The following is an 11,754-nucleotide window of genomic DNA, read 5'->3' as shown; positions in this document are numbered from 1 at the left end:
GGTTACGTGTCACGCTGTCTCCCATGACTTTCGTGGGAACCACCGAGGCGGCGCCGGCCCGGCCGGACATCCCACTCCGGGGCATCCAGGTCCGGGAGGTCCAGGTCCAAGGCGTCCAGGTTCAGGGCGTCCAAGACCAGGGCGTCCAGGTCCCGCGGGATGCGGCGTTACTCGCCGCTGCCCGAGCCGGTGACCCGGACGCGGCGCACCGTCTCGGCCGCCGGTACGCCGAGCGCGGGGACCGGTGGGCCGCCAGGCAGTGGTGGGAGCGGGCCGCCCAGGCGGGAAACGTCGACAGCGCGTTCAACCTGGGCATCTGGCACCAGCGGCACGGCACGCCGTCAGAGGCGATGAGCTGGTACGAGCTCGCGGCCGGAGCCGGCGACGCGGAGGCCGCGTTCCGCCTGGCCGTTCTTCTGCTGGACCGGCGGGACGACATGCCGACCGCGCGGCGCTGGCTCGAGACGGCGGCCGAGGACGGCTCGGGCCGAGCGGCCCGGCGGCTCGGCCTGCTGTGTGAGGACGAGGGGAACATCACCGCAGCCCGTCACTGGCATGTGAAGGCGGCTCTGGAGGGTGAGCTGCGGTCCGCCCACGACCTCGGCGTCCTCGGGTATGCGGCCGGCGACGAGACCGAGGCCGGCCAATGGTGGGAGTACGCCGCCCGCGGCGGCCACGCGGAGGGCGCCTACCATCTGGGTCTGCTGCGGCAGGCACTCCGGGACGACGATCGGGCGCGGACGTTCTACCGGCTCGCGCTCCGGGCCCGGGCGGATCACCCCGGCGCCGCCTGCCGTCTCGGCGGCCTCGCACTGGCCAGGAGGGACCTTTCCACCGCGCGGGCGTACTTCGAACTGGCCGCGGGCACCGGGCACGTCGACGGTCTGCGCATGGCGGGCATCGTCTGCGTGGAGATGGGCGAACGGGCGGTGGCCGGCCATTGGCTCGGTCTTGCCGCCGCCGCCGACGATCCCGAGGCCGCCTACCACCTGGGGCTGCTGCTGGTCTCCGAGCACGGTGACCTCACGGGAGGGCGGCACTGGTTCCGGATGGCCGCCGCGCGGGGCCACCGCCGGGCCGCCTCGGAGCTGCGCGCCGTGCTCGCCTGCCCCCATGGGGAGGAACCCCTGCTCTATCCGCCTCCGCCGTACTGGGACCGCCCGGTGACGCCGGAACAGTCCGCGCGGGCGGAGCTGGCGGTGCTCGCCTCCGGACGCCGGGGCGAGCCGGCACCCGGCGAGCGCGACCTGATCGAGATAATCGGCACCTGGGATCTGGTCATCCGGGGGCTGCCGGAGCAGGCGGACCCGATCGGCCGCCTCGCCGAGACCAGCGGTCTGCACGCGACCTCCATCGAGCATCTCTGCTCGGTGCGGGCGACCCTGCTGCGTCCGGGCACGGCTCCCTGGCCGACTCCCGCCGAGGTCGCGCACGTCCTGGTGACCGCGCGCGACCTGCGCAAGGGTCTCGGCCTCCGCTAGATCACGCTGCCCTAAGTCGTATTCCTAGGCGGCGAGGACCACGTCGACCGGCGTGAACGGCAGCTTGTGCGCGACCGCGACCGGCCCGTTGGTCACCGTGCCGGCGTGGGTGTTGAGTCCCGTCCGGAGCGCGGGGTCGCCGAGGAGCGCGTTCTGCCAGCCCTGATCGGCCAGCTTCAGCACGTACGGCAGCGTGGCGTTGGTCAGCGCGTAGGTGGAGGTGTTGGGCACGGAACCGGGCATGTTGCCGACGCAGTAGAAGACGGCGCCGTGCACCGGAAAGGTCGGCTGGTCGTGGGTGGTCGGGTGGGAGTCCTCGAAGCAGCCGCCCTGGTCGATCGCGATGTCGACGAGCACCGCGCCCGGCTTCATCCGTGCGACCAGTTCGTTGGAGACGAGCGTCGGAGCCTTGGCGCCCGGGATCAGCACCGCGCCGATGACCAGGTCCGCATCGAGCACGGCCTGCTCGATCGTGTAGGAGGTCGACACCATCGTCTTCATCCGGCCCTGGTAGATGGCGTCGATGTAGCGCAGCCGGTCGATGTTGACGTCGAGGATCGTGACATCCGCGCCCATGCCGACGGCGACCTGCGCGGCGTTGAAACCGGAGACGCCGCCGCCGATGACGACGATCTTGGCGGGGGGAACGCCGGGCACGCCTCCGGGCAGCACCCCCCGGCCTCCGTTGACTCGCATGAGGTTGTAGGCGCCGACCTGCGGGGCGAGGCGGCCCGCCACCTCCGACATCGGGGCGAGCAGCGGCAGCGTGCCGCCGGCCTGCACCGTCTCGTACGCGATCGCGGTGATCCCGGCCGACAGCAGCGCGTCCGTACACGGGCGGGAGGCCGCGAGGTGAAGGTAGGTGAACAGCACCTGGCCCTCACGGAGCCGGTGATACTCCTCCGCCACCGGCTCCTTGACCTTGAGGATCAGCTCGGACTCGGCCCAGACGCGGTCCGCGCTCTCGTCGAGCTCGGCTCCGGCGGCCAGGTACTCCTCGTCGGGAATGTGGGAGCCGAGTCCCGCGCCCTTCTGGACGCTGACGGAGTGACCCCTGCGGACCAGCTCGTGGACGCCGGCGGGTGTCGCGGCGACCCTGTTCTCGTGGTTCTTGACCTCGGTTGGCACACCGATTTTCATGAAAGAGTCCTTTCATACGGTGCTCGGCAAAGTCCGCGCGCCGATGGGCGCAGCCGTACGAGGGTAACCGTCAGAGGCGAGCCCACGCCTCGGTGAGGACAGAACGGAGAATCGACTCAATCTCGTCGAACTCCTTGGGCCCGCAGATCAGCGGCGGAGCGAGCTGGACAACCGGGTCACCACGGTCGTCGGCCCGGCAGTAGAGCCCCGCGTCGTACAGCGCCTTCGACAGGAAGCCGCGCAGCAGCCGCTCGGACTCCTCCTCGTTGAACGTCTGCTTGGTTGATTTGTCCTTGACCAGTTCGATTCCGTAGAAGTAGCCCGACCCGCGGACGTCGCCGACGATCGGCAGGTCGCGCAGCTTCTCCAGCGTGCCGCGGAAGACCGGCTCGTTGGCGGCCACGTGGCCGAGCAGGTCCTCGCGCTCGAAGATGTCGAGGTTCGCCAGAGCCACGGCGGCGGACACCGGGTGACCGCCGAAGGTGTAGCCGTGCGCGAACATCGTCGTGCCGTGCCGGAACGGCTCGAACAGCCGCTCGGACACGATCATGGCGCCGATCGGAGCGTAGCCGCTGGTCAGCCCCTTGGCGCAGGTGATGATGTCCGGAACATAGTCGAACTTCTGCCCGCCGAACATCGTGCCGAGACGGCCGAACGCGCAGATGACCTCGTCGGAGACGAGCAGCACGTCGTAGGTGTCGCAGATCTCGCGCAGCCGCTGGAAGTATCCGGGCGGCGGCGGGAAGCAGCCGCCGGAGTTCTGCACCGGCTCGACGAACACGGCGGCCACGGTGTCGGGGCCCTCCATCTCAATGGCCTTGCCGACCTGATCGGCGGCCCAGCGGCCGAACGCCTCCGCGTCCTTGTCCAGCCCGTCGAAGCCGGAGATCTCGTCGGCCCGGTAGAGGTTGGTGTTCGGCGCCTTGATCGCCCCGGGCACCAGCGGCTCGAAGTCCTGCTTCAGCCCCGGGATGCCGGTGATGGACAGCGCGCCCTGCGGCGTGCCGTGGTAGGCGATGGCCCGGCTGACGACCTTCGTCTTCAGCGGCTTGCCGCGGAGCTTGAAGTACTGCTTGGCGAGCTTCCACGCCGACTCCACCGCCTCACCGCCGCCGGTGGTGAAGAAGACCCGGTTGAGGTCGCCGGGAGTGAGCCCGGCCAGCCGCTCGGCCAGCTCGGCCGCCCTCGGATGGGCGTAGGACCACAGCGGGAAGAACGCCAGCTCCTGGGCCTGCTTCGCGGCGGCCTCGGCGAGCTCGACGCGGCCATGGCCGACCTGGACCACGAACAACCCCGCCAGCCCGTCGAGGTAGCGCCTGCCGTTGATGTCGTAGACGTAGGCGCCCTCACCTCGGACGATCATCGGCACCTCGACCTCGTCGTAAGCGCCGTGACGGGTGAAGTGCATCCAGAGATTGTCCTGCGCGGCCTTGAGAACGCGGGTCATCGCAACCTTCCCTGATGTGATCGATGCTCCCATCAGTCTGCCCGTCTCGACAAGGTTTTGCCAAGTGATTGCGTGGTGTCAATGTGGAAACACCTCGAAATCCGCGATGACGTCGTGTAGCAACAACGAAATCCGTCAAAGTCGATCTACTCTTGGCCGCCCGCGCGCCCGCCCGCCCTCCCGGCCGTTCCTCCGGTGTCTCCGCGGTGTGATCCAATGGGTTGGACCGGCCGCCAACCATGATCGATAACTCGCACCACCCGGAGAGACGCCGTGACACCTGAGGAGATCGAGGCCGCCGTCCAGGCGGGCATGCCGCAGACGATCGAGGACCTCGAAGGGCTCGCCGCCATTCCGTCCGTCGCCTTCCCCGGCCATCCGGAGGCGCCGGTCCACGAGGCGGCGGCATTCACCGAGCGGCTGCTGCGCGCGGCAGGCCTCCCGTACGTCCGGCAGATCCCGATCGAGGGCAGCTTCCCCGCCGTCTTCGCCGAGGCTCCCGCGCCGCCCGGGGCGCCCACCGTGCTGCTCTACGCGCACTACGACGTGCAGCCCGCCGGCGATCCGGCGCTGTGGAAGACCCCGCCGTTCGAGCCGACGAGGGTCGACGGCGTGCTGTACGGCAGGGGCACCGCCGACGACAAGAGCGGCGTGATCACCCACGTGGCGGCACTGCGCACCTTCCAGGGCCGGTTCCCGGTCGGGGTCAAGGTCATCATCGAGGGCCAGGAGGAGTACGCCGGGGAGCGCCTGCAGCACTTCATCGAGGCCGACCCCGAGTTGGTGCGCGCGGACGCGATGGTCATCGCCGACGTGGGCAACCCGTACATCGGCGATCCCGCGCTGACGACGTCGCTGCGCGGGATGGCCGCGTTCACGGTGGAGGTCCGTACGTTGGCGGAGGCCGTCCACAGCGGCGCCTTCGGCGGCGCCGCCCCGGACGCGCTCGCCGCGCTCATGCGCATGCTCACCGCGATGCACGACGAAGCCGGAGACGTGTGCGTGCCCGGACTGACCCGTGGCACGTTCTCCGGCCGGGGCTGCACCGAAGAGGAACTACGCGCCACCGCGGGCGTCCTCGACGGGGTCTCGCTCGTCGGCACGGGCAGCGTGGCCGACCGCATCTGGGCGTCGTACGCCATCACCGTCACCGGGCTCGACGTGCCCGATGTGCACGGCGCGATCAACGCGGTCCAGGCGGTGGCGCGGGCCCGCGTCACGATCCGCATCCCCCCGTCCGGCGACGCGAAGACGGCGCTCCAGGACGTGACCGACTTCCTCAGGAAGATCGCCCCGTGGGGCGTGCAGGTGTCGTTCAGCGACTTCGTCACGGGCGCCGGGTTCCGCGCGGGCGCCGGCGGGCGGGCGCGCGGCGCGGTCAACCATGCGATGGCCCACGCGTTCGGCCAGGCGCCGCGCGAGGTCGGCCAGGGCGGCTCGATTCCGCTGGTCGCCTCGCTCTCCCGGCTCTTCCCGGAGGCCGAGATCCTCCTCTACGGCGCCGAGGACGACCACGCCTCCATCCACGCGCCGAACGAGCGGGTGGTTCTGGACGAGCTGCGTCGCGTCATCACCGCCGAGGCCATCTTCCTGAGCGAGTACGCCCAAGGCTGAGCAGCGGCTGAGCGACACTGTCTGCTCCCGGCGCCGGCTCAGTTCTGATCATGACCTGATCAGCGGTCCGGGCCCGGCAGAGGCTTTTCCCGGCGTCCCGGAGTGAGACCCACTCCGGTAAACCAGAAAGGAACTGCGTCATGGAAGGTGCCCGTCCCGTGCGTGCCCCCCGGGGCACCACGCTCACCGCTCGCGGCTGGCAGACCGAGGCCCCGCTGCGGATGCTGATGAACAACCTCGACCCGGAGGTGGCCGAACGGCCGGACGACCTCGTGGTCTACGGCGGCACCGGCCGCGCGGCCCGCGACTGGCGCTCGTACGACGCGATGGTCCGCACACTGACCACGCTCAGGGACGACGAGACCATGCTGGTGCAGTCCGGCAGGCCGGTCGGCGTGATGCGCACCCACGAATGGGCTCCCCGGGTGCTCATCGCCAACTCCAACCTCGTCGGCGACTGGGCGAACTGGCCGGAGTTCCGCCGTCTGGAGAAGCTCGGCCTCACGATGTACGGCCAGATGACCGCCGGATCGTGGATCTACATCGGCACCCAGGGCATCCTGCAGGGCACCTACGAGACGTTCGCCGCGGTCGCGGCCAAGCGCTTCGGCGGCACCCTGGCCGGGACGCTGACCGTCACCGGCGGCTGCGGCGGCATGGGCGGCGCCCAGCCGCTGGCGGTGACCCTGAACGACGGCGTCTGCCTCGTCATCGACGTGGACGCGCAGCGGCTGCACCGCCGGGTCGAGCACCGTTACCTCGACGAGGTCGCCGACTCGCTCGATGCCGCGATCGAGCGGTGTCTGGCCGCCAAGCGGGAGCGGCGCGCCCTGTCCGTCGGTCTCGTCGGCAACTGCGCGACCGTGCTGCCCGAACTGCTCGCGCGCGGCGTCGAGGTCGACATCGTCACCGACCAGACGAGCGCCCACGACCCGCTGTCCTATCTCCCGGAGGGCGTCGACGTCACCGACTGGCACGACTACGCGGCGAGCAAGCCGGAGGAGTTCACCGAGCGGGCGCGGACGTCGATGGCCAGGCACGTCGAGGCGATGGTCGGCTTCCTCGACGCGGGCGCCGAGGTCTTCGACTACGGCAACTCCATCCGCGACGAGGCCCGCCTGGGCGGTTTCGCCCGCGCCTTCGCCTTCCCCGGTTTCGTCCCCGCCTATATCCGGCCGCTCTTCTGCGAGGGCAAGGGCCCGTTCCGGTGGGCCGCCCTGTCGGGCGATCCGCGGGACATCCACGCCACGGACAAGGCGGTGAAGGAGCTCTTCCCGGACGACGACCACCTCCACCGGTGGATCGACGCCGCCGGGGAGCGCGTCGCCTTCCAGGGGCTGCCCGCCCGCATCTGCTGGCTGGGGTACGGCGAACGCGACCGGGCGGGCGTCCGCTTCAACGACATGGTCGCCTCCGGGGAGCTGTCGGCCCCCGTCGTCATCGGACGTGACCACCTGGACTGCGGCAGCGTCGCCTCGCCGTACCGGGAGACCGAGGCGATGGCCGACGGGTCGGACGCGATCGCGGACTGGCCGCTGCTCAACGCGATGGTCAACACCGCGTCCGGCGCGACCTGGGTGTCGATCCATCACGGCGGCGGCGTCGGCATCGGGCGTTCGATCCACGCCGGGCAGGTCACCGTGGCCGACGGCACCGACCTGGCCAGGCAGAAGATCGAGCGGGTGCTGACCAACGACCCGGGCATGGGCGTCATCCGGCACGTCGACGCGCGCTACGACCTCGCCGACCAGGTCGCCGCCGAGCGCGGGGTGCGCGTCCCGATGCGGGAGACCGAAGCGTGACCGTGAAGAGCTTCGACGGCCTGTGGACGGCGATCGAGCCGGTGGGCCGGGACGGCCGCACCGGCGGCTACCGCCGTTTCGCCTGGACCGGTGAGGACGCGACGCTGCGCGAGTGGTTCGCCGGTGAGGCCGCCGCGCGGGGTCTCGACCTCGTCGTCGACCGGGCCGGCAACCAGTGGGCGTGGTGGGGCGACCCCGACTCCGCCGGGCCGGCCGGGGGCGTCGTGGTCGGGTCGCACCTCGACTCGGTGCCCGACGGCGGCGCCTACGACGGCCCGCTGGGCGTGGTGTCGGCGTTCGCCGCATTGAACGCGCTGCGCGCCGAGGGGTTCGAGCCCGACCGTCCGATCGGCGTGGTGAACTTCGTGGACGAGGAGGGCGCCCGATTCGGGGTGGCCTGCGCCGGCTCCCGGATCATCACCGGCGCCCTGGACGCCGACCGGGCGCGTGGGCTGCGCGACGGAGACGGGATCGCCATGGCGGAGGCGATGGCGCGGGCGGGGCACGACCCGGCCGGGGTCGGCCCCGATCCGGAGACGCTGCGGCGGGTCGGCGTCTTCGTGGAACTGCACGTGGAGCAGGGCCGGGGGCTGGTCGATCTCGGCCGTCCGGTCGCGGTCGGCTCTTCCATCTGGCCGCACGGCCGCTGGCGCCTTGAACTGCTCGGTGAGGCCAACCACGCGGGGACCACCCGGCTGGCGGACCGCCGAGACCCGATGCTCACGCTGGCGGCGGCCGTCACCACGGCGCGGGAGGCCGCCGCCGCGCGCGGCTGCGTGGCCACGATCGGCAAGGTGCGGGTCGAGCCGAACGGCGTCAACGCCATCCCGTCGGCCGTACACGCCTGGCTGGACGCCCGGGGGCCCCACGAACCCGACGTTCGGGCCGTGGTCGACGAGGTCGCGAATGCCTCCGGTGGGATCGGAGCGGCAGAGGAGTCGTTCACCGCCGAGACGGTCTTCTCGGCGGAGCTGCGCGACCGGCTCGCCACCCTCCTCGGGGACGCACCGGTGCTCGGTACGGGCGCCGGCCATGACGCGGGCATCCTCGCCGCGGCCGGTGTCCCCACGGCGATGCTGTTCGTACGGAACCCGACCGGCGTCTCGCACTCGCCTGCCGAGCACGCCTCGCGTGAGGACTGCCTGGCGGGCGTGGCCGCGCTCGCCCGGGTCGTCGGGGACCTTGCGGGACGACAGAACCTCGCGGGACGGGCCGAATGAGCCCGATCAGCCCGACCAGCCCGATCAGCCCGACCAGCCCCAGGAGCCTCGTGAGCCCCGGCGGCCCGACGCGGTGGCATGCGCCGTACGCCTGGCTCCCCGGCGGGCCGGCCCGCGACGTGACCTTCGAGATCGAGGACGGGCGGTTCACCTCCGTCACCCCCGACAGCGAAGCCGGCGCGGCGCGCCGCCTGCCGGGCGTCGTGCTGCCCGGCCTCGCCAACGCCCACAGCCACGCCTTCCACCGGGCACTGCGCGGCCGCACCCACGACCGCGGCGGCGACTTCTGGACGTGGCGCGAGCGCATGTACGGCGTGGCGCGGCGGCTCGACCCCGACGGGTACCTCGCCCTGGCGCGGGCGACGTACGCGGAGATGGCGCTCGCGGGGATCACCTGCGTCGGGGAGTTCCACTACCTGCATCACGGCCCCGACGGCAGGCCGTACGACGAGCGGAACGCCATGGGCGAGGCGCTGCGGCAGGCGGCGGCCGAGGCGGGGATCCGGCTGACTCTGCTCGACACGCTCTATCTCGCGGGTGGCCTGACGGCCGAGGGACATGTGCCCCTCGACGGGCCGCAGCGGCGGTACGGCGACGGCGACGTCGCGGGCTGGGCCGATCGGGTGGCCGGGCTGAAGCCGTCGGCGGGCATGCGCGTCGGGGTCGCCGTGCACTCGGTGCGCGCGGTCCCCCGCGAGGCCCTGGCGGGGGTGGTCGACGTGGCGGCTGGACGGCCACTGCACCTCCACCTGTCGGAGCAGCCGGCGGAGAACGCCGCGTGCGAGGGCTTCTACGGCCTCACCCCGACGGGGCTGCTCGACGCGGAGGGCCTGCTCGGCCCGATGACGACCGCCGTGCACGCCACGCACCTGACAGAGGCGGACATCGCCGCCCTTGGGGGCAGCCGTACGACGGCGTGCCTGTGCCCGACGACCGAACGCGACCTCGCCGACGGCATCGGTCCCGCCCGCGCGCTGCGGGACGCCGGGGCCCCGCTGTCGCTGGGCTCCGACCAGCACGCGGTCATCGACCTGCTGGAGGAGGCCCGCGCGCTGGAGACGCACGAGCGGCTGCGCACGCTGCGGCGCGGCCGCTTCACTCCGGAGGAGCTGCTCGGCGCGGCGACCGCCCACGACGGCCTCGGCTGGCCGGACGCGGGCCGGCTGGAGCCGGGCGCGCGGGCCGACCTCGTCGCCGTGCGGCTGGACACCCCGCGTACCGCCGGGGCCGCGCCGGACCAGATCATGTTCGCCGCCACCGCCGCGGACGTCGACACCGTGGTCGTCGACGGGCGGGTCATCGTCTCCGAGGGCCGCCATGTCCTGGGTGACGTCGCGGCGCTGCTGGCGGCGGCCATCGAACCGCTGTGGGAGACCGCATGACGTCCACCCTGCTCACCGGGATCGCCGAGCTCGTCACCAACGACCCGTCCGTCGGCGACGGCTCGCCCCTCGGCCTGTTCCGGGACGCCGCGCTGGTCGTCGAAGGCGGGCGCGTCATGTGGGTCGGGCCCGCCGGCCGCGCCCCCGACGCCGACCGGCGGCGCGACCTGGGCGGACGGGCGGTCATCCCCGGCTTCGTCGACTCCCACGCCCACCTGGTCTTCGCCGGGGACCGGGCCGCCGAGTTCGCCGCCCGCATGGCGGGCACCCGGTATGACGGCGGCGGCATCGCCACCACGGTCGCCGCCACCCGGGCGGCGGACGACGCCGAGCTGCGAGAACTGCTTCGCGACCGGATCGCGGAGATGCGCGCCCAGGGCACCACCACCGTCGAGGTCAAAAGCGGGTACGGACTCACCGTCGCCGACGAGGTGCGGGCGCTGCGCCTGGCCGCGGAGGTCACGCCGGAGACGACCTATCTCGGGGCGCATGTCGTGCCGGCCGGGGTGGACCGGGACGACTACGTGCCGCTGGTCACCGGGGAGATGCTCAGGGCCTGTGCGCCGCACGCCCGCTGGGTCGACGTCTTCTGCGAGCCCGCGAGCCCGCACGCGTTCGACGGGGACGAGGCCCGCGAGATCCTCATGGCCGGGCGGGACGCCGGGCTCGGCCTGCGGGTGCACGGCAACCAGCTGTCGGCCGGGCCGGGCGTGCGGCTCGCCGTCGAGCTCGGCGCCGCGAGCGTCGACCACTGCACCCATCTGACCGACGCCGATGTGGCCGCCCTCGCCGACGGCGACACGGTCGCGACCCTGCTGCCCGGGGTCGAGTTCTCCACCCGGTCGCCCTATCCCGACGCCCGGCGGCTCATCGACGCGGGCGTGACGGTCGCGCTCGCCACGGACTGCAACCCCGGTTCCTGCTACACCTCGTCGATGCCGCTCGTCGCGGCCCTCGCCGTACGGGAGATGCGGATGACCCCGGCGGAGGCGCTGTGGGCGGCCACGGCGGGCGGCGCCAGGGCGCTGCGCCGGGACGACATCGGGGTCGTCGCACCCGGCCGCCGGGCCGACCTCACGGTCCTGGAGGCCCCAACCTACCTGCACATTCCGTACCGGCCCGGCGTCCCCATCGCCCGGGCCCTGGAAGACCTGGGCTGACGGTGACGCCGACGCCCTCCTGACAGCGGTGCGACGGCACGAGCCCGACGTCGTCGTCGCGGATGTCCGGATGCCGCCCGGTTTCTCCGACGAAGGCCTGGGCTGCTCAAGGAGCGGGTCGGCGACGTCAGGGGCCCTTGCCCGGCTGACGCCCCGTGAGCGCGAGGTGCTCGGCCTCATCGCGGAGGGGCGTTCGAACGCCGCCATCGCCCGCCGTCTCGTGATCACCGAGGCGGGGGTCTCCGAGCACATCGCCGGCATCCTCACCAAGCTGGACCTCCCGCCAGCCGAGGACGACCACCGCCGCGTCCTCGCCGTACTCGCCTACCTGCGAGCCTGATGGGCGCACCCATGGAGCCGACTGGTGGGCAGCGAAGCCGGCGGTGACGCCGGCGAGGATGTGCCGTCACCCTCACGACCTGATCCACGGCCGCCTCTCGGTCTAGCAGGCTGCCGCAGGTTCACCTGGCTGCATTACTCATGGGGGCGCCGAGCCGTACACTCGAAG

Annotated in this window: 8 protein-coding genes and 1 pseudogene; 7 read left to right on the top strand and 2 right to left on the bottom strand. The window is 72.4% G+C overall.

The annotated features are described in order from the left end of the window. Window positions 1-23 precede the first annotated feature (23 nt). Window positions 24-1,481: a tetratricopeptide repeat protein gene (locus Mth01_RS05600; RefSeq protein ID WP_204012314.1), complete on the top strand. Its 1,458-nt coding sequence runs from the start codon at window positions 24-26 to the stop codon at window positions 1,479-1,481. A 24-nt stretch (window positions 1,482-1,505) separates the two neighbouring features. Here the strand turns inward: Mth01_RS05600 and ald are convergent, their stop codons facing one another. Together ald and Mth01_RS05590 are read right to left on the bottom strand one after the other, a co-directional pair. Next, window positions 1,506-2,621 carry an alanine dehydrogenase gene (gene ald, locus Mth01_RS05595; protein WP_204012311.1) on the bottom strand — a complete coding sequence of 372 codons (1,116 nt, stop codon included), beginning with the start codon at window positions 2,619-2,621 and terminating at the stop codon, window positions 1,506-1,508. Window positions 2,622-2,691: 70 nt separating this feature from the next. After that, complete coding sequence (locus Mth01_RS05590) at window positions 2,692-4,068, bottom strand: aspartate aminotransferase family protein (RefSeq protein WP_204012307.1); 1,377 nt, start codon at window positions 4,066-4,068, stop codon at window positions 2,692-2,694. Window positions 4,069-4,341: 273 nt separating this feature from the next. Between Mth01_RS05590 and Mth01_RS05585 the strand changes: the two genes are divergently transcribed. The 6 genes and pseudogenes from Mth01_RS05585 to Mth01_RS05560 form a co-directional block, all read left to right on the top strand. Next, window positions 4,342-5,682, top strand: a complete 1,341-nt coding sequence (locus Mth01_RS05585) for a M20/M25/M40 family metallo-hydrolase (protein ID WP_204012304.1) — start codon at window positions 4,342-4,344, stop codon at window positions 5,680-5,682. A gap of 140 nt (window positions 5,683-5,822) precedes the next feature. Beyond that, complete coding sequence (gene hutU, locus Mth01_RS05580; protein WP_204012288.1) at window positions 5,823-7,484, top strand: urocanate hydratase; 1,662 nt, start codon at window positions 5,823-5,825, stop codon at window positions 7,482-7,484. Further along, on the top strand, window positions 7,481-8,704 hold the full coding sequence (locus Mth01_RS05575; protein WP_239089387.1) for an allantoate amidohydrolase: 1,224 nt from the start codon (window positions 7,481-7,483) through the stop codon (window positions 8,702-8,704). The genes hutU and Mth01_RS05575 overlap by 4 nt, the downstream gene beginning before the upstream one ends. Then, a complete protein-coding gene (locus Mth01_RS05570; RefSeq protein ID WP_204012286.1) occupies window positions 8,701-10,086 on the top strand; it encodes a formimidoylglutamate deiminase in 1,386 nt (461 codons plus the stop codon). Before Mth01_RS05575 ends, Mth01_RS05570 begins: the two co-directional genes overlap by 4 nt. Next, window positions 10,083-11,246 carry an imidazolonepropionase gene (gene hutI / locus Mth01_RS05565; RefSeq protein ID WP_204012284.1) on the top strand — a complete coding sequence of 388 codons (1,164 nt, stop codon included), beginning with the start codon at window positions 10,083-10,085 and terminating at the stop codon, window positions 11,244-11,246. Before Mth01_RS05570 ends, hutI begins: the two co-directional genes overlap by 4 nt. Window positions 11,247-11,262: 16 nt before the next feature. Then, window positions 11,263-11,586: pseudogene (locus Mth01_RS05560) on the top strand (response regulator transcription factor); the annotation flags it as partial. Window positions 11,587-11,754 lie beyond the last annotated feature (168 nt).

The sequence above is a fragment of the Sphaerimonospora thailandensis genome, assembly GCF_016863115.1.
GTDB classification, from domain to species: domain Bacteria; phylum Actinomycetota; class Actinomycetes; order Streptosporangiales; family Streptosporangiaceae; genus Sphaerimonospora; species Sphaerimonospora cavernae.
This window is presented reverse-complemented; position numbering and strand designations above follow the sequence as displayed.